Raw genomic sequence first — 25,247 nt, 5'->3', positions numbered from 1 at the left:
GGAAGGGTCCCCCGGGCGGCACCGGGGGACCCGACCGGGCGAGCCGCCACCAGCGGCCGTGAGACCCTTGAAGTCAGCCCACCACCGACCGAAAGCCACGCAGTGACCGCGACCGACCGCTCCATCGAACTCATCACCACGGCCGCCCAGGCTGCCGCCGACAAGCTCGCGCACGACATCGTCGCCTACGACGTCAGCGACGTGCTGTCGATCACGGACGCCTTCCTGCTGGCCTCCGCGCCCAACGACCGCCAGGTCAAGTCCATCGTCGACGAGATCGAGGAACGCCTCGCCCGCGAACTCGGCGCCAAGCCCGTCCGCCGCGAAGGCGACCGCGAGGCCCGCTGGGTCCTCCTCGACTACGTCGACATCGTCGTCCACGTCCAGCACAGCGAGGAGCGCGTCTTCTACGCCCTGGAGCGGCTGTGGAAGGACTGCCCCGAGCTGGACCTGCCCGCCGACGCCGTGGCCACCCGCGGCAAGGCCGAGGAGCACGCCCGGCAGCAGACCGCCGACGACGCCGCCGGCACCGCCGGGGAACCTCGATGAGCACCACCGGCGAGGTGACCGCCGGACGCGCCGACCGCGGCCGGCGCGTCATCCTCTGGCGGCACGGCCAGACCGCCTGGAACGTGGAACGCCGCTTCCAGGGCTCCACCGACGTCCCCCTCACCGACACCGGCGTCGCCCAGGCCCGCCGCGCCGCCAAGCTGCTCGCCGGACTGCGGCCGGACGCGATCGTCTCCTCCGACCTCGCCCGCGCCGCCCACACCGCCGCCGAGCTGGCCACCCTCACCGGACTGCACGTGACCCCGGAGGAGGGCCTGCGGGAGACCTACGCGGGCGTCTGGCAGGGACTGACCCACGACGAGATCATCGCCCGCCACGGCGAGGAGTACGCGGCCTGGAAACGCGGCGAGCCCGTCCGCCGCGGCGGAGGCGAACTGGAGACCGAGGTCGCCGACCGCGCCGCCCCCGTCGTACTCCGCCACGCGGAGAAGCTCCCCGAGGACGGCACCCTCGTCGTCGTCAGCCACGGTGGCACGATCCGCACCACCATCGGCCGCCTCCTCGGCCTGGAACCGCCCACCTGGGAGAGCCTCGGCGGGCTCACCAACTGCTGCTGGTCCGTGCTGGGCGAGGGCGCGCGCGGCTGGCGCCTGCTGGAGCACAACGCCGGTACGCTGCCGGAACCGGTCCTCGGCGACGACGTCTGAACGGCCCGCGGGCGGCCCCGGACCCGGATTTCACTTTCCGGCAGGTCGCAGGCTAAAGTTCTTCTTGTTCGCCCCGCCGAGCGGGACCGGACGGAAACCATACGACCCGGTCGTGTGGCACCAGGGGCTATAGCTCAGTTGGTAGAGCGCCTGCATGGCATGCAGGAGGTCAGGAGTTCAATTCTCCTTAGCTCCACAGCACACGGACGAATCCCGTCCCCTCCGGGGGGCGGGATTTTTCGTCGCCTCGGCTTGAGCGGGGGAGCCCCGGCAGTCGTATACCCCTGTGAGGCTCCGTGTCCGGACTGGTACTGAGGCGTCGCTGACCGTGTCGGTCCGGTCGTGGCAGAATCAAACGACCGGAAGGGGGCGCGGCCCGACGGGAGGGAGAGACGATGCCTGGGAGCATCCTCGGGGAGGCCGGTGGCCTCTTCGGCGGAGCGGTGACACGGAAAACGGCCACCCGTCTCGACTGCCCTTCCTGTGGTTCGGCCCACGTGGCCCAGGTCCTCGGCGACAACGGCGGGATCTCGTACGTGTGCACCGCCTGCGGCCATAGCTGGAGCTGAACAATGGGTGCACACAGGCGAAAGTGCGACTGGTGCGGCAGCGGCACCCCCATCGTGCGCGACATGGAGCCGCTCAACCCCGACTACCAGTACTGGTGCGAGGAATGCGCGCGGGCGCTGATCATAAAAGGCGACCCCATCGAGACCTACCGGGAGCTGGAGGGGGAGCCGATCTACGGCCGGCTGCTGGAGGAGCACTGCACCCTCAAACGGTTCTACTCCTTCGTCACCGCCTGAGACACCTTCCCGGCCCGCCGGGGCACGTGATGGAGGTGCGGTCCGGGCCGCCGTCCCGGCGTGTCGGCCCGTAGACGACGTCACACCGGGCGCGACGGAATCGATTTGGTGTTGGACCCCGTCGACCGTGTAATGTTGGCGTCGCCGCCAGGGAAACCGGGCGGTGAGGAAGCGCGGAACACCGCGTGACCGGCCTGGGGCTATAGCTCAGTTGGTAGAGCGCCTGCATGGCATGCAGGAGGTCAGGAGTTCAATTCTCCTTAGCTCCACAGGGAAATCCCCCCGGATCATCAGATCCGGGGGGATTCTTCGTCATACCGGGCGAGCGGCCCGCTCAGCGGCCGAGCGCACGACGCCCCCGGCCCTGCGACAGCACGGGCAGGTTCGTCCGCGACGACGGCGACTGGCCCCGCGTGTCCTCCTCGATGCGCAGTGCCAGCGCCGGGCAACGACGCACCGCCCGCACCGCCTTGGCCTCCGCCAACCGCGGCACGTCCGCTTGCGCCACCGTCGGGAAACCGTCCGCGCCGAGCTGGAAGACCTCCGGCAGGAGATCCGCGCACAGCCCGTGGCCCCGGCACAGCGTCCAGTCGACGTAGATGCGCTGCCGGCTCGGGCCCTCCTCCTGGCCGCCACCGCCGGGGATGCCCGTCGGTGCCTTGCCGCCCTCGAAGAGCGGCAGTACGCCCTCCACGGGGCGTCCGCAGCCGTTGCCGAGGACATGGGCGGCCAGGTCGTCCGTGAACGCCTTCACGGTCGACTCCAGGAACATCGCCGAACCGTCCGGGTGCGAACAGGCGCCCCGCCGCTTCACGTTCTTGGCGACCTGCTTGACCGCCTCCAGGGCGGCCGGACCGCCCCCGTTGAGGATGTCCTCCATGCCGCGCGCGGCGGCCGGCAGACCGAGGTAGCACGGACCGCACTGGCCCGCGCTCTCCTCCGCCAGCCACTGCGCCACCCGCAGTGACTCGCCCAGCGGGCACGTCTCCTGACTGATCGGCAGGATCGCGCCCGCGCCGAGCGCGCCCCCCACCTGCTGGAGCGAGTTCCGGGAGATGATCGCCTCGTCGACGGTGGCCGAGTCGATCCACTTGCCGTGGTAGCCGCCGGTCAGCACACCCTGCGGCACCGGCGGGGCGCCCGCGAGCTGTAGCACGTAGCGCAGCGGCACCCCCGTCGGCACCTCGATCACCATCGGGCGGGCGACCGCGCCGGAGACCGTGAGCATGACGGTGCCCGGCTCGTCGTACAGGCCCGTGTTGCCGTAGCGCTCCGGGCCGATCCGGGCGGCGATCGCGAGCTGCGCGAACGTCTCGGCGTTCGACAGCAGGGTCGGTGCGCCGCCCACGCCGCTCCTGGAGGCGCTGACCTTGCGGCCCGGCGGGATCGCCGGGCCGCCGTCGATGGAACGGATCAGCGAGGCCGCCGCGCCGGTGACCATGCGCACCGGGTTGCGCTGTACGCGGGCGCGCAGTGCGGAGCGGCGCCCGTTGTTCAGCCCGCGTTCGGCGAGGGCGGCCTCCATGGAGCGCTGCGTGGACTCCCGGGTGACGCCGATGACCAGTGTGCGGGCGCCCATCGCCTCGGCGCACAGCAGGGCGCCGTCCAGGATGAGGTGCGGCGCACGGTTGATCAGCACCGTGTCCTTGCGGCAGGCCGGCTCGTCCTCGCTGCCGTTGACCACGACGACGGGCCGTACGCCGCGTTTGATCGCCGCTTCGGCGACCGAGCGCAGCTTCTTGTGGAAGGGGAAACCCGCGCCGCCGCGGCCTCTGAGGTTGATGCGTTCCGAGAGCTGGGCGAGTTGTTCGCCGCCCAGTGGTTCGAGCGGACCGTGCACCTTGAGGTGCATGGGCAGATCGAGTCGTTCGACAAGGTCGAAGCCCGACGTGAGCTGCGGAAGGCCGACCACGCGGACTTCTGGGACGTCGGGCAGGGCCTCGTTCACTTAAAGCCTCCGGAAGGCGTGTTCCAAGGTTCGCCCGAACCCGGTGCGCCGAAGTCGTAGGACACACCGGGGGTTGTTTCTGTGGCGGGACCGCTGTTGTACGTGTCGTTCGGGTTGTACGGGGCGTAGGCGCCGTTCGTCTCACCGGTGTCGTACACGTCACTCGGGCCCTGGGGCTGCGTGCCCGGATTGCCGTAGGCGGGGATGTTGTATCCCGTGTCGTTGAGCGGGTCGTACGCCGAGGGGGGCGCCTCGCCGACCGGCGGCGGGGACGGTATCGGCCAGTTTCCGGAGGTGCTGCCGCCCGTGTCGACGACGGGCATCGCCTCGGTGGGCCGCATGTCCGGCGGCATCTGCGCCGGCATGCCCTGGGGGGCTCCGGCCTGCTGCGGGGCGCGTGGGGGTGAGGAGACGGCGCGGTAGGCCGCCGCGAATCCGTCGGCGGGCTGTTCCGGCATGGGCGGGGCGACCCGCTCCGCGGTCTCGTACCGGGGCTGCGCGGCGGTGGGGGCCGCGGCGGGTGCGGCGGCGCGGGTCGCGGTGACGTCCTCGTAGCCGGGGAGCGCGGAGGAGCCGCCGGAGCGTCCGCGCTTCTCGCGGGGGGCCTCGCGGCCATCGGGGTCGCCGGTGCCGAGGAGGCGGGTGATGGCTTCGGCGGCCTGGCGCTTGACCCGCTGGGGCGCGACGCGCAGGGCGAGGGCGCCCATGACGCCGAGGAGGGACAGTCCGTACAGGATCAGGAAGATCGGCTTCGCGGCTCGACCCGCGTAGAGCCCGTGGATGAGGGCGGCGCACCAGGCCGGGTAGGCCAGCATGTGCATGGCCCGCCAGCGGGCGGCGACGGGGGCGGGCGAGGCGAATCGGTTGCGCAGGATGCCGGTGACGCCCACGAAGATCATGAGCAGGCTGGCGACGGTACCGAGGCCGATGAGGAAGCCCCGGCCGCCGAACGCCTCGTCCTCCGTGGCCAGCAGTCCGAACGGGATCACCGCGGCGACCCAGGTGGTGTGGTCCAGCACCAGTTTGATCGTGATGTGCACCAGGAGGAACACGATCGAGGCGACGGCGGTGCTCCGGTGCACCGCCTGGGCCATGATCCGCCGGCGGGTGTCGAGCACGACCCGGTCCTGGGCGACGAGGCCCCAGATCACCGAGCAACTGAGGAAGACCAGGGAGAGGACACCCGCGCCGAAGTTGAGGAACTCCGCGAAGGTGTCGCCCGCCGTGCTGCTGTCCGTCGTCACGGCGCCATCCCTCCCCACGTCGGGGCGGGGGCGGGGGTGGTGGTGACGGGGGTGGGCGTGGCGGCCCGGCGTGTCGGGGTGGCCGCGGGGGCGCCGGATATCGCGTCCGGGCGTGTCGTGGCCGGGGGAACGGCAGGTGGTGAGGACGCAGAGTGACTGCGCGGGTGGATCAGGGGAGGGTTCATGGGGGCAACTCCGAGCGGTTCGGGAAGGCGGTCCCGCAGCCGCACTCTAAGTGGCGCCATACCCATGGGTACCAGATTCGAGTTATTGCGCTGTTATGAAAGGACCATCTGTCCGTTGTGATGTCCCATAGTGGTCGTTACGCGAAGTAAACTTTGACCAAGATTCAGGTTTGGCGGGCTCGGAAGCGCGTCGCAGCGGTCTCGACGGCTGCGGTACCCTGACGCCATGCGTGCCGTACGCCTTCTGCTTAGCGAGCCGCGCTGATCAGTCCCGACCGCCGGTCGCAGTCCGGTGGCGGAATCGGCGCGGCGTCCCCTCCTGTGCGAGGGGATTTTTCGTTTTCCGGATGTCGCAGCCGCTGGCGAAGACGATCGATGGAGCTTTGAGGATCATGAGCGAGACGAACCCCGCGGCGACCGCCCCCGTGACGGCGGACGCCGCGCCGCACCGCTACACGGCCGCCCTGGCCGCCGAGATCGAGGCACGCTGGCAGGACTTCTGGGACGCCGAGGGCACGTACGACGCGCCGAACCCCTCGGGCGACCTGGCGGGCGACCCCGAGCTGGTCGCCCGGCCCAAGAAGTTCATCATGGACATGTTCCCGTATCCGTCCGGTGCGGGACTGCACGTCGGCCACCCCCTCGGCTACATCGCCACCGACGTCTACGCCCGTTTCCAGCGCATGACCGGCCACAACGTCCTGCACACCCTCGGCTTCGACGCCTTCGGTCTGCCCGCCGAGCAGTACGCCGTGCAGACCGGCACGCACCCGCGCGTGTCCACCGAGGCCAACATCAAGAACATGCAGATCCAGCTCCGCCGGCTGGGCCTGGGACACGACAGGCGCCGGTCGTTCGCCACGATCGACCCCGCGTACTACAAGTGGACCCAGTGGATCTTCCTGCAGATCTTCAACTCCTGGTACGACGACGAGGCCGGTAAGGCCCGCCCCATCGCCGAACTGATCGAGCGGTTCGCCTCCGGCGAGCGCGACGTACCGGGCCACACGCGCGCGTGGAGCGAGCTGACCGAAGCCGAGCGCGCCGACGTCCTCGGTGAATACCGCCTGGCCTACGCCTCCGACGCGCCCGTCAACTGGTGCCCCGGACTCGGCACCGTCCTGGCCAACGAGGAAGTCACCGCCGACGGCCGCTCCGAACGCGGGAACTTCCCCGTCTTCAAGTCCAAGCTGCGCCAGTGGAACATGCGCATCACCGCCTACGCCGACCGGCTGCTGGAGGACCTGGACGAGCTGGACTGGCCCGAGGCCATCAAGCTTCAGCAGCGCAACTGGATCGGCCGCTCCGAAGGCGCCCGCGTCGACTTCCCCATCGACGGCGAACGCATCACCGTCTTCACCACGCGCCCCGACACCCTCTTCGGAGCCACCTACATGGTGCTCGCCCCGGAACACCCCCTGGTGGAGAAGTTCACCGCGGACGCCTGGCCCGAGGGCACCCGCCCGGCCTGGACCGGCGGCCACGCCACCCCCGCCGAGGCCGTCGCCGCCTACCGCGCGCAGGCCGCCTCCAAGTCCGACGTCGAGCGCCAGGCCGAGGCCAAGGACAAGACCGGCGTCTTCATCGGCGCCCACGCCACCAACCCGGTCAACGGCGAGCAGATCCCCGTCTTCATCGCCGACTACGTGCTGATGGGCTACGGCACCGGCGCCATCATGGCCGTCCCCGCCGGCGACCAGCGCGACTTCGAGTTCGCCCGCGCCTTCGACCTGCCCGTCCACTGCATCGTCGAACCGACCGACGGACGCGGCACCGACACCGCCACCTGGGAGGACGCCTTCGCCTCCCACGACGCCAGGATCATCAACTCGTCCAACGACGACGTCAGCCTGGACGGCCTGGACGTCACCGACGCCAAGACCCGCATCACCGAATGGCTGGAACGCCGCGGCGTCGGCGAGGGCACCGTCAACTTCCGCCTCCGCGACTGGCTGTTCAGCCGCCAGCGCTACTGGGGCGAGCCCTTCCCGATCGTCTACGACGAGGACGGCATCGCCCACGCCCTGCCCGAGTCGATGCTCCCCCTGGAACTGCCCGAGGTCGAGGACTACTCCCCGCGCACCTTCGACCCCGACGACGCCGACACGCACCCGGAGACCCCCCTCTCCCGCAACGAGGACTGGGTCGACGTCACCCTGGACCTCGGCGACGGCCGCGGCCCGCGCCGCTACCGCCGCGAGACCAACACCATGCCCAACTGGGCCGGCTCCTGCTGGTACGAACTGCGCTACCTGGACCCGCACAACGACCGGCAACTCGTCGACCCGGAGATCGAGCGGTACTGGATGGGCCCCCGCGAGGGCCTGCCCCACGGCGGCGTCGACCTGTACGTCGGTGGCGCCGAACACGCCGTGCTCCACCTCCTGTACGCCCGCTTCTGGTCCAAGGTCCTCTTCGACCTGGGCCACGTCTCCTCCGCCGAGCCGTTCCACAAGCTGTTCAACCAGGGAATGATCCAGGCGTACGTCTACCGGGACGCCCGCGGCATCGCCGTACCCGCCGCCGAGGTCGAGGAACGCGACGGCGTCTACTACCACCAGGGCGAAAAGGTCTCCCGGCTGCTCGGCAAGATGGGCAAGTCCCTGAAGAACGCCGTCACCCCGGACGAGATCTGCGCCGAGTACGGTGCCGACACGCTGCGCCTGTACGAGATGGCGATGGGCCCGCTGGACGTCTCCCGGCCGTGGGACACGCGCGCGGTGGTGGGCCAGTTCAGGCTGCTCCAGCGGCTGTGGCGCAACATCGTCGACGAGGACAGCGGCGAGGTGACCGTCACCGACGCCGAGCCCGACGACGAGACCCTGCGCGCGCTGCACAAGGCCGTCGACGGGGTCCGCCAGGACCTGGAGGCCATGCGGTTCAACACCGCCATCGCCAAGGTCACCGAGCTGAACAACCACCTGACCAAGAGCGGCGGCGGCGTGCCGCGCGCGGTCGCCGAGCCGCTGGTGCTGCTGGCCGCCCCGCTCGCCCCGCACGTCGCCGAGGAACTGTGGCGCAAGCTCGGGCACACCGACTCCGTCGTCCACCGGGACTTCCCCGTCGCCGACCCTGCCTACGTCGTCGACGAGACCATCACCTGCGTCGTCCAGATCAAGGGCAAGGTGCGGGCCCGCCTGGAGGTCGCCCCGGGCATCTCCGACGAGGAGCTGGAGAAGGCCGCCCTGGCCGACGAGAAGGTCGTGGCGGCCCTGGACGGCGCCGGCATCCGCAAGGTCATCGTCCGCGCGCCGAAGCTGGTGAACATCGTCCCCGCCTGACCCGGCGGCCTCACAGGGGGGCACCCGCCCCGGGTGTCCCCCTTCCCATCCCCTAGGGGACGCGTACGGCAGGACCGGGGTCGAATGCGGGCCGGTTCCGGGTCCCGGAGGAACCACCGGCCCGCCCGCAGCGTTTACCGTTGAAGGGTGGCGCCCGGACACCGCGCACCGTCGACCCGATCCTGTCGGCGGCCCGACGTCCGAACCGCCCGCCCGACGCCCGGAAGAGGAGCTTCGTGGAAGCAGTGATCACCGTTTTCGCCGTGCTCTTCCTGCTCGCCGTCGTGGTCGGCGTCTACGCCACCGTCAAGGTGGTCGGCGCCGCCAAGCGCAGTGTGGACCGCGGCATCTCCCAGGCCCGCCGCACCGTCGAGGACCACACCCTGCGCGCCAAGTCCATCGTCCAGCCCGGACCGGCCGGCGAACTGGCCGAACTGCGGCTCTCCCTGCGCACCTCCATGCGTGCCACTCAGGACACGCTCCACGCGCGCGTGGCCGAGGACCACTCCCTCAAGGAATCCCTCGCCCTCTTCGAACGGCTCAGCGCCCACGGCTTGGAACTCGACGCCGAGCTGAGGCGGCTGGAGGCCGAACCCGACCGGACCAGGATCGCCGAGCTGCTGCCCGCGTTCCGCGCCCGCACCGAGCGCATCACCCGCTCGGCGGAGGAACTGCGCTGGGCCGCGCACGACCGCGCCCACCACTTGGTCGACGACGACCTGGAAGCACTCAGCGCCGAGATCGACGTCGAGGCCGGCGCACTGCGCCACTGGGCCCCCGTCGACCCCGCCACGACCCCGCAGCCCCCGCCGGCCACGCACTCCGGCAGGCAGCCCGGTTCCCGCTCCGGTGCCCCGGCCGAAGGACACCGCCGGCCGCAGCGCCCGTCGTCCAACGCCGACCCGCGCACGCCGCCCGCCATCACCCCGCCCGGCGTACGCCCCGCGTACCCGTGGCAGAAGAAGGCCCGCCCGGAGAACACGACCTGACCGCCGCGCCCGTCACCACCGGTCCCGGGGCCGGGCTGCCGTATGGGCACTACGCCAGGTAACCTCCAGCTCATGTCCCGCCATGTCGCGATCGTCACGGATTCAACGGCCTACCTACCGGACCGGACGATGGAACGGCACGGCATCATCGCGGTGCCCCTGACCGTGGTCCTCGGTGACCAGGCCCTGCGCGAGGGGACCGAGATCTCCACCCGCTCCCTCGCCCAGGCCCTCCAGAAGCGGCACCCCGTCACCACCTCCCGCCCCAGCCCCGCCCTCTTCGCCGAGACCTACCGCGATCTCGCAGCCGCCGGAGCCCAGAGCATCGTCTCCCTCCACCTGTCGTCCGAGCTGTCCGGCACGTACGACGCCGCCGTCGTCGCCGCCCGCGAGGCACCTGTCCCGGTACACGTCGTCGACACCGGCATGATCGCCATGGCCCTCGGCTTCTGCGCCCTCGCCGCCGCCGAGACCGCCGAGGCCGGCGGAACCGTCGACGAGGCCGTCGCCGCCGCCGAAAAACGCTCCTCGAACACCTCCGCCTACTTCTACGTCGACACCCTCGACTACCTGCGCCGCGGCGGCCGGATCGGCGCGGCCCAGGCGCTGCTCGGCTCCGCCCTCGCGGTGAAGCCGCTGCTCCAGCTCAGCGACGGCCGCATCGAACCGCTGGAGAAGGTGCGCACGGCGTCCAAGGCCATCGCCCGGCTGGAGGAGATCGTCGCCGACCGGGCGGGCAACGCCCCCGTCGACATCGCCGTCCACCACCTCGCCGCCCCCGAGCGGGCCTCGGCCCTCGCGGAACGGCTCCGCGAACGGGTGCCGGGGCTGGCCGACCTGCACGTGAGCGAGGTCGGCGCGGTGATCGGGGCCCACACGGGCCCGGGGCTGCTGGGGGCGGTGGTGTCACCCCGGTGAGGGGTGGGGCGATCGGGGCTGATGGTGCCGTCGGGGCTGGCAGACGGGGTGGCGTAGGCGGCGAGCGTGGGGCGTAGTCGGGGATACCGGGTGGCCGGAGTCCAGGCTGTGATGGCCACGTCCCTCGTGTGGGTGACGGAGATATCCACAACCGGGCAGTAATCCCCGGGAATCCACCATGATCATCGCGGAGACGGGGGAATGCCCCATCCTCGCCGCATGACTCTTCGATCACGTTTTCGCACAGTCTCCGCGAGCAGCGGACCGGGCCGGGCCCCGGGCTCCGACGGACGGACCCGACGGCACCGCAGGCCACCCGAGCGCGGCCGGTCCCGGCCGCCCCGGGCACCGGCCGAGGAATCCCTCCGCCGTGCCGAGACACTCCTCGCCCAACGCCCCGGGCCCGGAAGGGAGTCCGGCAAGGTCCCGCCCACCGGTGCGGCTACGGGGACGGCCTCCGGGCCGACCACGGGGTTGCCCCCGGCGTGGCGCGCGGCGGCCGGGCGCGCGGCCGGCCGGGCGGTGTACGGCGCCGGCATCGCGGGCGGACTGTGGAGCCGGCGGACGGCGGGCCCCTCCGGTGCCGGGCGGCCCGCGGCTTCCGTCGCCGGGCGCCCTGTGGCGGCGGGCGGCGGGCGGCACGCTCGCCCCGGGGTGTCGGCTCCGCATACGCGGTCGGGTCCTGTGGGGAACGGTGGTCCTGTCACCGTTCCGTACGCGGGTGGCGGTAACGGGCCGGGCACCGCTTTGTACGCGGGCTCGGGCATCGGTGCCGGCACGGCTCCCCACGGCGGGCCGGGCGCCGCTCGTCACGGCCGGTCCTCGGCCGGTGCTCCCGACCTGGTCGCCCCTCCCGGGGCGACCGGTGGTGTCGGCTTGCCCGGTGTTCCCCGCCCGACTGGCGCTCCCGGCCTGGCCGTTGGTGCTGAGAGGGTCCTGCGGAAGGAGACGTTGGCGGGGGTCGCCTCCGTGGGGGTGGTCTGGCGGGGGAGGGTCGGGTCGGCGCTGCGGGAGCGGATGCCGCTGTGGTTGCAGAACAGGTGTGGGCTGGAGCGGCGCGGGGTGGTCGCGCTCACCGTCGTGCTCGCGGTGGCGACGGCGTTCGCCGTGCACCACTTCAGGTCGGGTCGTGCCGAGTCGGTCGCGGCGCCCGAAGTGGTCCGGGAGGCGGCGGCGTTCGGCGCGGACGGGCGGAGCGAGGCGGAGGAGGGCAGCGGGGCGGGGGACCGGGGCGAGCAGGCGGGCGTACCTCGGGCCGGGGCGCCGACGGCCGGGGCCGAGATCGTGGTCGACGTGGGCGGCAAGGTGCGCCGTCCCGGCGTCCACCGGCTGCCGCCCGGCTCGCGCGTCGCGGACGCCCTGCACGCGGCCGGTGGAGTACGGCCCGGCACGGACACGGACACGCTCAACCGGGCCCGCTTCCTCGTGGACGGCGAACAGATCGTCGTCGGCGCCCCGGCCCCCGCCCCCGGCCCGGACGGCAGCGTGCCAGCGGGAGGGACGCCCGGCGGCCTGGTCTCCCTGAACACGGCGACCGCCGAGCAACTCGACACCCTGCCAGGCGTCGGCCCCGTGCTGGCCCGGCACATCATCGACTACCGCACCCGGCACGGCGGCTTCCGCTCGGTGGACGAGTTACGGGAGGTCAACGGCATCGGCGAGCGCCGCTTCGCCGACCTCCGCGACCTGGTACGACCATGACCCGGCGCCACGGCCCCCGGCCCATCCGCAGCGGGCCGGAACTCCCGATCACCCAGGGGACCGGGAACCCACCGGACACCTCCACCCTTCTCGGCACGGGGACGCCCTCAGCCTTCTCCGTAGTCCCCGGTCACGGCGGTGGCGCCGGCCACACCCCGGCAGTCACGGCGCCCACGCCCACCATCCTCACCGCCCCGACATCCCCCGACCACCCGGACGCGACGCGCCCTCTCCCCGAGCATCAACTCGGCGCCACGCGCCCCCGGCACGAGGGCCCCGTGGACCTGCGGTTGGTGGCGCCCGCGCTGGCGGCCTGGGTCACGGCGGCGCTGATGCTGCACGCCTCGCCGGGATGGGCCGCCGTCGTGGCGGTCGGGTGCCTCGCGGCGGGCGGCGCCCTGCTGCTGCCGGCGGCGGTCCGCCGTACCGGACGATGCGACCGGCCACGGCCTGCCGGTGGGTCCCGGCGGCCAGGGTCCACCGGAGGGCCCCAAGGTCCACGGCCCATCACAGGGCCCCGACGGCCGCGACCCGCCATAGAGCCTCCAGGACCACGGCCCACCGCAGAGCCTCCAGGACCACGGCCCACCGGAGAGCCCCCAGGACCACTCCCCGCCGGGCGGCCCCACAGGCCCCGGCGGCGTATGGCACTGCGGGTGTCGGTGGCCGCCGTACTGCTCTGCGTCGCCGCGTCCACCGCCTCGGCGGCGCTGCACGGGGCGGATCTGCGGCGGGGCCCGGTGCCTGAGCTGGCGGGTCGGTACGCCACGGTGACCGCCGAGGTGGAGGTGACCGCCGACCCGCGGGTGAGCCGTCCCCGGGTCCGGGGCAACCACGCGGCTTCGCCGACGGCCGTGATCCGGGCCGATGTGCGCCGGGTGGAGGAGGCGGGGAGGAGCACGGCGACGCGGACGCCGGTGCTGCTGCTCGTCGACCTGGCCGCCGGGCCGGTGCCCCGGGGCCCACCGGGCGGTGGCGGGGACGCCGGGGTGGCGGGCGAGGGGCCGGACACCTCGCCCTGGCTGGGGCTGCTGCCCAGTACGCGGCTGCGGGTCACCGCGCGGTCGGCGCCCGCGCGGGAGAGCGGGGACCGGGTCGCCGCCGTACTGCGGGTACGTGGCCAGGGGGCGCCGGAGGTGGTGAAGGGGCCGTCGGCTCCGCAGCGGCTGGCCGGGAGGCTGCGCGCGGGGCTGAGGGAGGCCACCGACGGCCTGCCCGCGGACGCGCGGGCGCTGTTGCCGGGCCTGGTCGTCGGGGACACCTCCCGGCTGACGCCGGAGCTGGACGAGGCGTTCAAGGCGACCGACCTCGCGCACACCCTCGCCGTGTCCGGTGCCAACCTCACCATCATGATCGCGTTGCTGCTCGGGCCGCCGGGGCTGGCCCAGCACAGCGGACGCCGGGGACTGGCCCCGCGCCTCGGTCTCTCGCTGCGGACGACCGCGTTGCTCGGTGGCGGGCTGGCGCTGGCCTTCGTGATCGTGTGCCGGCCCGATCCGAGTGTGCTGCGGGCGGCGGCCTGCGGGGCGATCGCTTTGCTCGCGCTGGCCACCGGACGCCGTAGATCGCTGCTGCCGGCCCTGGCCGCGGCGGTGCTCCTGCTGGTGCTCTACGACCCGTGGCTGGCGCGGAGTTACGGTTTCCTGCTCTCGGTGCTGGCCACCGGCGCCCTGCTGACCCTCGCCCCCCGGTGGAGCGGGGCACTGCTCCGGCGCGGGGTCCCGCCCCGGCTCGCGGAGGCGCTGGCGGCGGCGGGGGCCGCGCAGGCCGTGTGCGCGCCGGTCGTGGCCGTGTTGTCGTCCCGGGTGAGTCTGGTGGCGGTGCCGTGCAACCTGCTGGTGGAGTTCGCGGTCGCGCCGGCGACGGTGCTGGGGTTCGCGGTGCTGGCGGCGGCGCCGGTCGCGATGCCGGTGGCCGAGGCGCTGGCGTGGTGCGCGGGGTGGCCGGCCGGGTGGATCGCGGTGATCGCCCGTACCGGCGCGGCGTTGCCGGGCGCGGGGGTGGACTGGCCGGGCTCGTGGACGGGGGCGGCGCTGCTCGCCCTGCTGACGGTGGGGGTGCTGCTGGTCGGCCGGCGGCTGCTCGCGCATCCGTGGTGGTGCGGTGCCTGTGCGGTGCTGCTGGTGGTGGCGGTGGTGCGACCGGTGCCGTTGGCGCGGGTGGTCACGGGGTGGCCGCCGCCGGGCTGGCGGATGGTGATGTGTGACGTGGGGCAGGGGGACGCGCTGGTGCTGGCGGCGGGGTCGGGGGCCGGTGTGGTGGTGGACGCCGGGCCTGATCCGGTGCTGGTCGACCGTTGTCTGCGCTCGCTCGGGATCACCAGTGTCCCGCTGGTGCTGCTGACCCACTTCCATGCCGATCACGTGGCCGGGCTGCCCGGGGTGTTGCGGGGCCGCCGGGTGGGTGTGATCGAGACGACCGGGCTGGACGAGCCCGCCGACCAGGCGGAGTCAGTCCGCCGTCAGGCGAAGGCGCGGGGCGTTCCGGTGCGGCGGGCCCTCGCCGGGGAGGAGCGGCGCACCGGGGAGCTGTCCTGGCGGGTGCTGTGGCCGCCACCGGGGCCGGTGTCCGCCGCCGCCGGACCCAACGACGCGAGTGTCACCCTGCTGGTGCGGACGGCGGGCCTGCGGCTGCTGCTGCTCGGCGATCTCGAACCCCCGGCACAGCGGGAGCTGGACAGATCGCAGGCGGCGCTCCTGGCCGAGGTCGATGTGCTCAAGGTGGCCCACCACGGCTCGGCGCACCAGGACGCCGGACTCCTCCGCACGGCGTCGCCCCGGCTCGCCCTGGTCAGTTGCGGTGATCCGAACCCGTATGGGCACCCGTCCCCGGCGACGGTGGAGGCACTGCGTGCCCAGGGGGCGAGGGTCCTGCGCACGGACCGGGAGGGGGCCCTGGCGGTGACCGGTACGGCCACCGGCCTGCACGTGGCGACGGACTGACCTGTGACGGAGCACGGCCGGTCACGGCGGACGGACGGCCGGGACGGGACGAGACGAGACAGCACCGGCATCCCGGCCGTCAGCGCGGGCGCCGCCGCGAGTTCGTCGGGACGACGGACACCGGGCCACGGCCGCGTCACGGTCCCGCGCCACGGTCCCGCGCCACGGCTGGGCCACGGTTACGAGTTGTGGTTCCGAGCCACGGTTCCGGGCTGCGACCGGGCCGCAACCGGAATGCGTCCGGGAGGTGGGGACGGGACGGCGCGCACCACCGCGCACTGCGCCCCGTCCGCCGGGGACCACCTGTTCGACAAGGCATTTCCGGCCAGGGGAAGGGTCGGCGGGCCGTGTGAAATCGCCACGGAGGAAAGGAGCGAGCGTTGCTGAACGGAGTCCGGAGGGGGTGCGTGGGTAGCGTTCTGATGCCGAGTGCAGAACGGAGACCAGCTATGCCCCCGTCCCCCGAAGAGCACACGGGCGCGCGCATCAGGCACGCCCGTAAGATCCGCCGGCTGACACAGCGTGAGCTGGCAGACAGGTCGCACGTCTCCTACAGCACACTGACCAAGGTCGAGCAGGGCGCCATGCCCGCGAGCCCGTCCGTCATCGGGGCACTCGCCCGCGCCCTCTCCGTCCCCGTCGCCGAACTCCACGGGCAGCCCTACCTGGAGGAACTGCGGCAGGACCAGCTCGACGGCCTGATCAACCCCATCCGGGAGGCGCTGAACGTCTACGACCTCGGCCCTGACCCCGACGTCGTGCCGCGCCCGGTCGGGGAGTTGGAGCGGCACGCCGAGGAACTGTGCGCGCTGGTGCGGGTCACCAACATCAAGCAGGTCGCCGCCGACCTGCCCGGCCTGATCCGGGAGGCCACGTCGACGGTGCACACCGTGCCGTCCGGGCGGAGCTGGCGGCTGCTGGCCAGCACGTACCGGACCGCGTACGACGTGACGACGAAGCTCGGTTACCCGGATCTGTGCACGGTCGCGCTGGACCGGCTGGACTGGGCGGCGCAGAAGGCGTCCGATCCGGTGCTCGCCGGGATGCGCCAGTATCTGAGGGCGCTGGCGTATCTGCGGGCCAGCGACTACAAGACGGGGCGGCGGCTCATCGGTCTGGGCATGGCCACGTTGGAGCAGGCGGAGCCGGGGCGGGTGCTCGACGTGGTCACCGGGCAGATGCACCTGGGCGCTGCGGTGGTGGCCGGGCGGGACAAGGATCAGGACACGGCGCGGGAGCACCTCGACGAGGCGGCCCGTATCGCCAAGGTGACGGGGCCGGCGGAGAAGGTGCACTGGCTGTCGTTCGGGCCGACCAATGTCGGGGTGCACCGGGTCAGTGTCCTGACCGAGCTGGACCAGTACGCGAAGGCGGTGGACGAGGCGCGGCACCTCGTCGTCCCGGACGACTGGCCGCCGTCGCGGCTCGCCCACCACCATGCCGAGGTGGCGCGGGCGTATCTGTGGACGGGCCGGACGGACGCGGCGTTCAAGAGTCTCCTGACGGCGCGCAGGCTCGCGCCGCAGCAGACGAAGTACCACCCCACGGTACGGGAGACGTACACGGCGCTGGAGTCGGCGAAGCGGCGTATGCCGGACACGTTCACCAACTACGGTGCCTGGCTGGGCGGATGAGAGGTGACGCGTTGTGACATCGTGGGGCGGGACTATCAGTGAGGACTGATACTTCCGGCCCTGTGGGGTCGGCACTCTGAGAGGGGACAGGACCCTCGTAACCGCATGCCGGCCGGTTCGGGGGCGTGGCCCACGCTGGTCGAGGGAGCGCCGACGTCATGGAACCCACCGCCCGGGGAAAGCCCGGCGTCAAGATGACTCTGCGTGTGTACCGGATGGCCCGGGACGGCACGGTCACGGAGGACCGGGGCACCGTGCAGGTGCCGGAGGGCGAGGTGCCGCCGACGGCGCTCGACCCGTTGCCGCCGTGCGCGTGTCCGGTCCACCGGGCGGGGCGGGAGGCGGGGAGGTGAACGCGGTGGAGCGGGGTGAGGCGACGGAACCTCTGGACCTGGTGCTGATGCGGCGGACGGTGGCGATCCTGCTCGATCCGGACGCGGTGGCGGAGGCGTTGCCGCCGGCCGGCGCCGAACTGAACGCCGTGACCGGGTTGCTGCGCGGGCAGCTCCAGCTTCTCGTCCCGGAGGTCGAGCGGCTGGCGGGGCGGCTGCCGGGGGAGAGCGTGCCCCGGTACTGCGCGCTCGCCTGCGTCGGGGAGGCCCGCGACAGGCTGCGGGCCCGGCCGGCTCCGCGTCACGGCGGGCCTCTCGGCCGTGCCCGCCGTCTGGCCCGTACGTTGAACGCCCTCTGCGACCACTACGAGGCCCTGACCGGTTCCAGGACCGGTTCCAGGACCGGCTCCAGGACCGGCTCCAGGACTGGCTCCTGACCGGCCGCCGCCACCGGTCCGCCACCTGTCCCGGCCCCCCGCCCCGCCAGGTCCCCCCGCCCGGTCTCTCCCCCCAGCCAGGTCCCTTCCCCCGCCCAGTCCCTCCTCCCGGCCCGCGCCTCCCCCCAGCCCATCCCGTCCCCAACCCCTGGGTCGGGCGCTGTGAGAAATCACACCCGGATCGGTCAATGCGGGTCACTCGGGTCACTCGGGAGTTCCCCCTGCACATGGGCCTCTTTGGCGTGATGTGTGCTCAGGTTGCCTCGAAAGCCTCATTGGTGATCGAATGTTTCTTCGGTAATCAATGGTGCGCAGGGTGCGGAGGGTGTCGCGGATGATTGGCCGCTGGCTGGGAAACCGAACGAAGCGGATACAGCGGACGGGTCCTCTCGCGGCGGTGCACACCCCGCCGAGCGCCGGGGTGCTGAGCTGCCGCGTCCTCGACCCGGTCAGCGAACCGGTGCCGCACGCGGAACTGGCCGTCAGTGACGCCATGGGCCGCAAGGTGGTCGTCGGTGGCACCGACCCCTACGGTTCGTTCGTGGCGGCCGTGCCTGCCGGGGAGTACCGGCTCGCCGTCTCCGCCGAGGGCTACACCCCCTACCGGGCCATCGCGACGGTCACCGAGGACTCCCTCGCCTCGCTGGGCGACGTGACCCTCCAGCCGGCGCAGCCGCCGCAGTTGCCCGCCGTGGGCGACTGGGAGATCGAACCGGCCCACTCCTCCATCGGCTTCACCGCGCGCCACATCGGGCTGGCCCGTGTCCACGGCCGGTTCAACTCCTTCGCGGGCGTCGTGCGTATCGCCGACGACGTCGAACGCTCCGCGATGCACGTGGTGATCGACGCCGCGTCCATCGACACCAACGTGCGGATGCGCGACGACCATCTGCGGTCGGCGGACTTCCTGGACGTGGAGCGGTACCCGACCCTGGAGTTCTACAGCGACCGCTTCAGCCACCGCGGCGGCAACCGCTGGGCCGTCACCGGCGCCCTCTCCCTGCACGGCGTCACCCGCACCGTCACCCTGGACACCGAGTACTTCGGACTGGGCAACGGCATCGAGGGCGAGGTCCGCGCCGCCTGCCGGGCCACCACCGAACTCCACCGCGACGACTTCACGGTGAGCTGGCAGACCATGCTGGCCCGCGGCATCGCCGTCGTCGGCCCCAGCATCGGCATCGACCTGGACGTGCAGATCGTCCCCAAGGGCTGACCCGTCCGCGGCCCCCTCGCCCCGGTACCGCAGAATTGCCCCGTGAACGACGTGAGACACGTGCTGGTGCTGCCCGACCGCGACGCCGCGGAAGAGGCCGCCGAAGCACTCGGGGAACGCTTCGGGCTCGACGAGGAACCCCAGCTCGTACGGGACGCCCTGGCGGGTGAGGACGACGCGGAGGACGCCCAGTGGCTCCTCGTCGTGCGCGACGGCACCGACCGCCTGGACCCCCGGGAACTGGACGCGTTCGCCGGCGAGTGGGACGGCTGGCGCGAGGAGCCTTAGGCCGTGCCCGCCGGGCGCGCCGTGCCGCTGTGCTTGTCGCGCCGCCGCCGTGCCTGCCGGGCCGCCGTGCTTGTCGCCGTGCCTGCCGGGTCGCCGTGTCCGCCGGGCGTCCGGCGGAGGGCGTTGTCGGTGGTGCGTGCGATGCTTGTCGACGATGGCCAGGAAGAGTGCGAACGACGACGTCCTCGCCCCGGTGACCCTCGCCGTGGGCCAGGAGGACCTGCTGCTGGACCGTGCCGTGCAGGAGGTGGTGGCCGCCGCGCGCGCCGCCGACGCCGACACGGACGTGCGTGATCTGACCCCCGACCAGGTGCAGCCCGGCACCCTCGCCGAGCTGACCAGCCCCTCGCTCTTCGCCGAGCGCAAGGTCGTCGTGGTCCGGGACTCCCAGGACCTGAGCGCCGACACGGTCAAGGACGTCAAGTCCTACCTCGCCGCGCCCGCCGAGGAGATCACCCTCGTCCTGCTGCACGCGGGCGGCGCCAAGGGCAAGGGCCTGCTGGACGCCGCGCGCAAGGCGGGGGCGCGGGAGGTGGCCTGCCCGAAGATGACCAAGCCGGCCGACCGGCTGGCGTTCGTGCGGGCCGAGTTCCGTGCCGTCGGCCGCTCCGCCACCCCGGAGGCGTGCCAGACCCTGGTCGACGCGATCGGCAGCGACCTGCGCGAGCTGGCCTCGGCGGTCTCCCAGCTCACCGCCGACGTCGAGGGCACCATCGACGAGGCCGTCGTCGGCCGGTACTACACGGGGCGTGCCGAGGCGTCGAGCTTCACCGTCGCCGACCGGGCGGTCGAGGGCCGGACCGCGGAGGCCCTGGAGGCGCTGCGCTGGTCGCTGGCGACCGGGGTGGCGCCCGTACTGATCACCAGCGCCCTGGCACAGGGCGTACGGGCCATCGGGAAGCTGTCCTCCGCGCGCGGGGGGCGCCCCGCCGACCTGGCGCGGGAGCTGGGCATGCCGCCGTGGAAGATCGACCGGGTGCGGCAGCAGATGCGCGGCTGGACGCCGGACGGCGTCTCGGTGGCGCTGCGCGCCGTGGCCGAGGCGGACGCCGGGGTGAAGGGCGGGGGCGACGATCCCGAGTACGCCCTGGAGAAGGCGGTGGTGACCATCGCCGCGGCGGCCCGTTCACGGGGCCGGGCCTGAGCGCGTGGAGCGCGAGCGCGCCGGGGCGGGCCGTCCCGGGGGCCGGGCGTCCACCGACGCCCGCCTCCACACCCGTACCGGCCGGCGTCCGCCTCCACCCGTACCCCGGTCGGCGCCCGCCTCCACACCCGTACCCCGGTCGGCGCCCGCCTCCACACTCGTACCCGTACCCGGACCCCCGTCGGCCCCCGCCCGCACTCATGCCGAAGACCCCGGCGTCCGTCCCGGGGAGGGACGGGGGCCGGGGTCTTCGGATCGTGCTGGGGACCCATGCCCGCGTGGCGAACGCAGGCCGCGCATGGATCGTGGGTGCCGGTCGGGGGCGGATGAGAGAGGGCCCGCCCGGGTCCTTCCGGCGAGGTGGACCAGATGCGGGTCAGGCCTTGACGGCGGCGACCTTCTGAGCCAGGGCCGACTTCTTGTTGGCGGCCTGGTTCTTGTGGATGACGCCCTTGGAGACGGCCTTGTCGAGCTGACGCGCGGCGACGCGCTGGTACTCGGTGGCCTTCTCGGCGTCGCCCGCGGCGGCGGCCTCGCGAGCCTTGCGGATCGCGGTCTTCAGAGAGGACTTGACGGCCTTGTTGCGCAGCCGGGCCTTCTCGTTGGTCTTGTTCCGCTTGATCTGGGACTTGATGTTCGCCACGAATGAGCCTTTGCAGGTTCAGGCACGAGACCGCGAGGGGTCCCGTGCCGGTGAGTTCTTGTCTGGTGTGCCTCGCGCTGAGAGGGCAAGAGACACAGCCACCCACAGTAGCAGCGGCCCGCGGAGTGGCCCAAACCCGTCCCGGCTCTCCATACGTGGGACGATGGAAGCTGCGTAACGATCCGACCCGAGACCGCAGACACTGCGGACGCCTCAAGAATCAGGACCCTGCGTGCCCGCGATCCCTAGCCATGTGCCCGAGCCGAGCCGTACCGACCCGGCTCTGATCCGCAACTTCTGCATCATCGCGCACATCGACCACGGCAAGTCCACGCTCGCCGACCGGATGCTCCAGTTGACCGGTGTGGTGGAGCAGCGGCAGATGCGCGCCCAGTACCTCGACCGCATGGACATCGAGCGCGAGCGTGGCATCACGATCAAGTCCCAGGCGGTGCGTCTGCCGTGGGCGCCCACGCACGACGACAGCAACACGCACATCCTCAACATGATCGACACCCCGGGGCACGTCGACTTCACGTACGAGGTGTCGCGGTCGCTCGCGGCGTGCGAGGGCTGCATCCTCCTCGTCGACGCGGCCCAGGGCATCGAGGCGCAGACCCTCGCCAACCTCTACCTGGCGATGGAGAACGACCTCACGATCATCCCGGTGCTGAACAAGATCGACCTGCCGGCGGCGCAGCCGGAGAAGTTCGCCGGGGAGCTGGCGAACCTCATCGGCTGCGACCCCGCCGACGTGCTGCGCGTCTCCGCGAAGACCGGGCTCGGTGTCGAGGCGCTGCTGGACCGTGTCGTCGAGCGGGTCCCGGCGCCGGTCGGCAACGCGGACGCCCCCGCCCGCGCGATGATCTTCGACTCGGTGTACGACTCCTACCGGGGCGTCGTCACCTACGTCCGGGTCGTCGACGGCCAGCTCAACAAGCGCGAGCGCATCCGCATGATGTCCACGGGCGCCACGCACGAGCTGCTGGAGATCGGCACCAACTCGCCGGAGATGCTCTCCTCGGACGGACTGGGCGTCGGCGAGGTCGGCTACCTCATCACCGGGGTGAAGGACGTCCGCCAGTCCAAGGTCGGTGACACCGTCACCAGCCAGCACAAGGGCGCCGACGACGCGCTGGGCGGCTACAAGGAACCCAAGCCGATGGTGTTCTCGGGTCTGTACCCGCTGGACGGCTCGGACTACCCGGAGCTGCGCGAGGCGCTGGACAAGCTCCAGCTCAACGATGCCGCGCTGGTCTACGAGCCGGAGACCTCGGCGGCGCTCGGCTTCGGTTTCCGCGTCGGCTTCCTCGGGCTGCTGCACCTCGACGTGATCCGGGAGCGGCTGGAGCGCGAGTTCGGGCTCGACCTGATCGCCACCGCGCCGAACGTGGTCTACCGCGTGATCATGGAGGACGGCACCGAGGTCACCGTCACCAACCCGAGCGAGTTCCCCGAGGGCAAGCTCGACGAGGTCTTCGAGCCGGTCGTGCGGGCCACGATCCTGGCGCCCACGGAGTTCATCGGCGCGATCATGGAGCTGTGCCAGACGCGGCGCGGTTCGCTGCTCGGCATGGACTACCTGTCCGAGGACCGGGTCGAGATCCGTTACACGCTGCCCCTCGCGGAGATCGTCTTCGACTTCTTCGACCAGCTCAAGTCGAAGACGCGCGGTTACGCGTCCCTCGACTACGAGCCCACCGGCGAGCAGAGCAGCTCCCTGGTGAAGGTGGACATCCTCCTGCACGGCGACAAGGTGGACGCCTTCTCGGCGATCACCCACAAGGACCAGGCGTACGCGTACGGCGTGCGGCTCGTCGCCAAGCTGCGCGAGCTGATCCCGCGGCAGAACTTCGAGGTGCCGGTGCAGGCCGCGATCGGCTCCCGGGTGATCGCCCGCGAGACCATCCGCGCCATCCGCAAGGACGTCCTCGCCAAGTGCTACGGCGGTGACATCTCCCGTAAGCGGAAGCTGCTGGAGAAGCAGAAGGAGGGCAAGAAGCGGATGAAGATGGTGGGTTCGGTGGAGGTCCCCCAGGAGGCGTTCATCGCGGTGCTCTCCAGCGACGACGGCTCGGGCACGGCCAAGGGCAAGAAGTAGCGCGGAGGCGTCCCGGCCGTCCGCCGGCGAAACGGACACGAGGGGGCCTGTCGTACGGGAGTGCGGCGGGCCCCCTCGCGTCCCGGCGGCGGGCCCCCTCGCGTCCCGGCGGCGGGCCTCCTGGTGTCCCGGCGGCGGGCCTCCGCGCGACCCGGCGGCGGCGCCCGGCGGAAGTGGGCGGGCGCGGGCTCTTACGCGCGGGCCGATCGCCCCTTACCCTGATGCCTGCCCCATAGTTACTCATGAGTTAAACAACGTCCGAGAGCGAAAACCAGCCGCACCTGAGCCAGCCGCACCGTCGCGGGCCCGGAGGATGTCGTGAGCGACACACAGACCCTGATCGAGAATCGTCCGCCCTCCGTGGCGGGACTCTTCCTGGAGCGCGTGGCGGCCACGCCGGACGCCGAGGCATACCGCTACCCCGTACCACCCGCCTCGGGGGAGGGCCCCGACGACTGGAAGTCGCTGACCTGGGCGCAGGCCGCCGAGCGGGTCCACGCCATCGCCGCCGGACTGATCGAGCTCGGCGTCCGCCCCGAGGAGCGCGTCGCCCTCGCCTCCGCCACCCGGCTGGAGTGGATTCTCTGCGACCTCGGCATCATGTGCGCCGGCGCCGCCACGACCACGGTGTACCCGCAGACCAACGAGGAGGAGTCGGCGTACATCCTCTCCGACTCCGAGAGCCGGGTCCTCGTCGCCGAGGACGCCGCCCAGCTTGCCAAGGCCCGCGCCCGGCGCGCGGAGCTGCCCGACCTCACCCACGTGGTGCTGATCGACCCGGCCGGCGCCGACACCGGTGACGACGGCTGGGTGCTCACCCTCGACGAGCTGGAGCGCCGGGGCGCCGCCCGGCTGGAACGGGAACCGGGGCTGATCAAGGAGCGGGTCGGCGCGCTCACCAAGGAGCAGCTCGCCACCCTCATCTACACCTCCGGCACCACCGGCCGGCCCAAGGGCGTGCGCCTGCCGCACGACTGCTGGTCGTACATGGCGAAGGCGATCGCCGCGACCGGGCTGTGCACCGGCGAGGACGTGCAGTACCTGTGGCTGCCGCTCGCGCACGTCTTCGGCAAGGTGCTCACCTCCGGCCAGATCGAGGTCGGGCACGTCACCGCCGTCGACGGCCGCGTCGACAAGATCATCGAGAATCTGCCGGTCGTCCGGCCGACCTACATGGCGGCCGTGCCCCGGATCTTCGAGAAGGTCTACAACGGCGTCGCCGCCAAGGCCCGCGCGGGCGGCGCCGCCAAGTACAAGATCTTCCAGTGGGCGGCCGGGGTGGCCCGCGAGTACGCCAAGGCCACCCAGGACTCCTTCCGGCGCACCGGCGTCGCGAAGGCCCCCCTCGGCCTCGCCGCGAAGCACAGGGCCGCCGACGCCCTCGTCTACGCCAAGATCCGCGAGGCGTTCGGCGGGCGGCTGCGCGCCTGCGTCTCCGGCAGCGCGGCCCTCGCCCCCGAGATCGGCTACTTCTTCGCCGGCGCCGGCGTCCACATCCTGGAGGGCTACGGCCTCACCGAGTCCTCCGCCGCCTCCTTCGTCAACCCGGGCGAGGCGTACCGCACCGGCACGGTCGGCAAGCCGCTGCCCGGCACCGAGGTGCGCATCGCCGACGACGGGGAGATCCTGCTGCGCGGCCCCGGCATCATGGAGGGCTACCACAAGCTGCCCGAGCAGACCGCCGAGGTGCTGGAGGCCGACGGCTGGCTGCACACCGGCGACATCGGCGAACTCTCGCCCGACGGCTACCTGCGCATCACCGACCGCAAGAAGGACCTGATCAAGACCTCGGGCGGCAAGTACATCGCCCCGGCCGAGGTCGAGGGACGGTTCAAGGCGGTCTGCCCCTACGTCTCCAACATCCTGGTCCACGGCGCCGACCGGAACTACTGCACCGCCCTCATCGCCCTCGACGAGATCTCCCTGCGGGAGTGGGCCAGGGACAACGGCCTGGAGGGCCGGACGTACGCGGAGACCGTCGCGGCGCCGGCCACCGTCGAGATGATCGGCGGCTACGTCGAGCAGCTCAACGAGGGGCTCCAGCGCTGGCAGACGATCAAGAAGTTCCGCCTGCTCCCGCGCGACCTCGACGTGGAGCACGGCGAGATCACCCCGAGCCTCAAACTGAAGCGCCCGGTGGTGGAACGGCAGTACAAGCACCTGATCGACGAGATGTACGCGGGCGCGCGGGAGTCGTAGCCGCACGCGCGGCGGGGCGGCC

20 protein-coding genes and 2 tRNA genes are annotated in these 25,247 nt (G+C 72.4%); 19 read left to right on the top strand and 3 right to left on the bottom strand.

Annotated features, from left to right (window positions below):
- Positions 1-102 precede the first annotated feature (102 nt).
- The 6 genes from rsfS to J5Y05_RS30345 all read left to right on the top strand — a co-directional run bounded on the left by rsfS (position 103) and on the right by J5Y05_RS30345 (position 2,292).
- A complete protein-coding gene (gene rsfS / locus J5Y05_RS30370) occupies positions 103-549 on the top strand; it encodes a ribosome silencing factor (protein ID WP_210876515.1) in 447 nt (148 codons plus the stop codon).
- Positions 546-1,217: a histidine phosphatase family protein gene (locus tag J5Y05_RS30365; RefSeq protein ID WP_210876514.1), complete on the top strand. Its 672-nt coding sequence runs from the start codon at positions 546-548 to the stop codon at positions 1,215-1,217. The genes rsfS and J5Y05_RS30365 overlap by 4 nt, the downstream gene beginning before the upstream one ends.
- Positions 1,218-1,340: 123 nt before the next feature.
- Positions 1,341-1,413, top strand: a tRNA-Ala gene (locus J5Y05_RS30360).
- A gap of 199 nt (positions 1,414-1,612) precedes the next feature.
- A complete protein-coding gene (locus tag J5Y05_RS30355; RefSeq protein WP_210876513.1) occupies positions 1,613-1,786 on the top strand; it encodes a hypothetical protein in 174 nt (57 codons plus the stop codon).
- Positions 1,787-1,789: 3 nt separating this feature from the next.
- Positions 1,790-2,023: a hypothetical protein gene (locus tag J5Y05_RS30350; RefSeq protein ID WP_019523121.1), complete on the top strand. Its 234-nt coding sequence runs from the start codon at positions 1,790-1,792 to the stop codon at positions 2,021-2,023.
- Between the two features lie 196 nt (positions 2,024-2,219).
- Positions 2,220-2,292: transfer RNA gene (locus tag J5Y05_RS30345), tRNA-Ala, on the top strand.
- 65 nt (positions 2,293-2,357) lie between these two features.
- Here the strand turns inward: J5Y05_RS30345 and J5Y05_RS30340 are convergent.
- Together J5Y05_RS30340 and J5Y05_RS30335 are read right to left on the bottom strand one after the other, a co-directional pair.
- Entirely contained in the window at positions 2,358-3,971 is a 1,614-nt protein-coding gene (locus J5Y05_RS30340; protein WP_210876512.1) for an NADH-quinone oxidoreductase subunit NuoF family protein, read from the bottom strand.
- Positions 3,968-5,215 (bottom strand): ferric reductase-like transmembrane domain-containing protein, encoded by a 1,248-nt coding sequence (locus tag J5Y05_RS30335; protein WP_210876511.1) that lies wholly within the window; start codon positions 5,213-5,215, stop codon positions 3,968-3,970. The genes J5Y05_RS30340 and J5Y05_RS30335 overlap by 4 nt, the downstream gene beginning before the upstream one ends.
- Before the next feature lie 577 nt (positions 5,216-5,792).
- Here J5Y05_RS30335 and leuS point away from each other — a divergent pair.
- From leuS to holA, 11 genes are all read left to right on the top strand, one after another.
- The gene (gene leuS, locus J5Y05_RS30330) at positions 5,793-8,681 is read left to right on the top strand and encodes a leucine--tRNA ligase (RefSeq protein ID WP_210876510.1); all 2,889 of its coding nucleotides are present in this window, start codon (positions 5,793-5,795) and stop codon (positions 8,679-8,681) included.
- 236 nt (positions 8,682-8,917) lie between these two features.
- Positions 8,918-9,670: a hypothetical protein gene (locus tag J5Y05_RS30325; RefSeq protein ID WP_210876509.1), complete on the top strand. Its 753-nt coding sequence runs from the start codon at positions 8,918-8,920 to the stop codon at positions 9,668-9,670.
- Positions 9,671-9,742: 72 nt separating this feature from the next.
- Positions 9,743-10,588 (top strand): DegV family protein, encoded by an 846-nt coding sequence (locus J5Y05_RS30320; protein ID WP_210876508.1) that lies wholly within the window; start codon positions 9,743-9,745, stop codon positions 10,586-10,588.
- Positions 10,589-11,539: 951 nt separating this feature from the next.
- Positions 11,540-12,289 carry a ComEA family DNA-binding protein gene (locus J5Y05_RS32080; protein ID WP_372450541.1) on the top strand — a complete coding sequence of 250 codons (750 nt, stop codon included), beginning with the start codon at positions 11,540-11,542 and terminating at the stop codon, positions 12,287-12,289.
- Between the two features lie 332 nt (positions 12,290-12,621).
- Entirely contained in the window at positions 12,622-15,231 is a 2,610-nt protein-coding gene (locus tag J5Y05_RS30310) for a ComEC/Rec2 family competence protein (protein ID WP_210876535.1), read from the top strand.
- A 449-nt stretch (positions 15,232-15,680) separates the two neighbouring features.
- Positions 15,681-16,865, top strand: coding sequence for a helix-turn-helix domain-containing protein (locus J5Y05_RS30305; RefSeq protein WP_210876507.1), 1,185 nt, complete (start codon positions 15,681-15,683; stop codon positions 16,863-16,865).
- 158 nt (positions 16,866-17,023) lie between these two features.
- Positions 17,024-17,218 carry a hypothetical protein gene (locus J5Y05_RS30300; protein WP_210876506.1) on the top strand — a complete coding sequence of 65 codons (195 nt, stop codon included), beginning with the start codon at positions 17,024-17,026 and terminating at the stop codon, positions 17,216-17,218.
- Between the two features lie 5 nt (positions 17,219-17,223).
- Positions 17,224-17,634 carry a DUF6415 family natural product biosynthesis protein gene (locus J5Y05_RS30295; RefSeq protein WP_210876505.1) on the top strand — a complete coding sequence of 137 codons (411 nt, stop codon included), beginning with the start codon at positions 17,224-17,226 and terminating at the stop codon, positions 17,632-17,634.
- Positions 17,635-17,968: 334 nt separating this feature from the next.
- Positions 17,969-18,850 carry a YceI family protein gene (locus tag J5Y05_RS30290; protein WP_210876534.1) on the top strand — a complete coding sequence of 294 codons (882 nt, stop codon included), beginning with the start codon at positions 17,969-17,971 and terminating at the stop codon, positions 18,848-18,850.
- A gap of 42 nt (positions 18,851-18,892) precedes the next feature.
- Positions 18,893-19,138 carry a hypothetical protein gene (locus J5Y05_RS30285; protein WP_210876504.1) on the top strand — a complete coding sequence of 82 codons (246 nt, stop codon included), beginning with the start codon at positions 18,893-18,895 and terminating at the stop codon, positions 19,136-19,138.
- 154 nt (positions 19,139-19,292) lie between these two features.
- Complete coding sequence (holA, locus tag J5Y05_RS30280) at positions 19,293-20,282, top strand: DNA polymerase III subunit delta (protein ID WP_210876503.1); 990 nt, start codon at positions 19,293-19,295, stop codon at positions 20,280-20,282.
- 376 nt (positions 20,283-20,658) lie between these two features.
- Here the strand turns inward: holA and rpsT are convergent, their stop codons facing one another.
- On the bottom strand, positions 20,659-20,925 hold the full coding sequence (rpsT, locus tag J5Y05_RS30275; protein ID WP_210876502.1) for a 30S ribosomal protein S20: 267 nt from the start codon (positions 20,923-20,925) through the stop codon (positions 20,659-20,661).
- 232 nt (positions 20,926-21,157) lie between these two features.
- On the opposite strand from rpsT, the gene lepA reads away from it, so the two are divergent.
- Entirely contained in the window at positions 21,158-23,026 is a 1,869-nt protein-coding gene (gene lepA / locus J5Y05_RS30270; protein ID WP_210876501.1) for a translation elongation factor 4, read from the top strand.
- Between the two features lie 318 nt (positions 23,027-23,344).
- Complete coding sequence (locus J5Y05_RS30265; protein WP_210876500.1) at positions 23,345-25,225, top strand: AMP-dependent synthetase/ligase; 1,881 nt, start codon at positions 23,345-23,347, stop codon at positions 25,223-25,225.
- Positions 25,226-25,247: the final 22 nt, after the last annotated feature.

Origin of the sequence: Streptomyces tagetis, assembly GCF_018069565.1 — a bacterium.
Taxonomy (GTDB): domain Bacteria; phylum Actinomycetota; class Actinomycetes; order Streptomycetales; family Streptomycetaceae; genus Streptomyces; species Streptomyces tagetis.
Note: the sequence above shows the minus strand (reverse complement) of the source record. Positions and strands in the feature narration are given on the sequence as shown.

Bases quoted from the DNA above. Each gene is read 5' to 3' on its own strand.
- J5Y05_RS30365 (WP_210876514.1), top strand. From the start codon at position 546: ATGAGCACCACCGGCGAGGTGACCGCCGGACGCGCCGACCGCGGCCGG.
- J5Y05_RS30355 (WP_210876513.1), top strand. From the start codon at position 1,613: ATGCCTGGGAGCATCCTCGGGGAGGCCGGTGGCCTCTTCGGCGGAGCG.
- J5Y05_RS30350 (WP_019523121.1), top strand. From the start codon at position 1,790: ATGGGTGCACACAGGCGAAAGTGCGACTGGTGCGGCAGCGGCACCCCC.
- leuS (WP_210876510.1), top strand. From the start codon at position 5,793: ATGAGCGAGACGAACCCCGCGGCGACCGCCCCCGTGACGGCGGACGCC.
- J5Y05_RS30320 (WP_210876508.1), top strand. From the start codon at position 9,743: ATGTCCCGCCATGTCGCGATCGTCACGGATTCAACGGCCTACCTACCG.
- J5Y05_RS30310 (WP_210876535.1), top strand. From the start codon at position 12,622: ATGCTGCACGCCTCGCCGGGATGGGCCGCCGTCGTGGCGGTCGGGTGC.
- J5Y05_RS30305 (WP_210876507.1), top strand. From the start codon at position 15,681: ATGCCCCCGTCCCCCGAAGAGCACACGGGCGCGCGCATCAGGCACGCC.
- J5Y05_RS30300 (WP_210876506.1), top strand. From the start codon at position 17,024: ATGGAACCCACCGCCCGGGGAAAGCCCGGCGTCAAGATGACTCTGCGT.
- J5Y05_RS30290 (WP_210876534.1), top strand. From the start codon at position 17,969: ATGATTGGCCGCTGGCTGGGAAACCGAACGAAGCGGATACAGCGGACG.
- holA (WP_210876503.1), top strand. From the start codon at position 19,293: ATGGCCAGGAAGAGTGCGAACGACGACGTCCTCGCCCCGGTGACCCTC.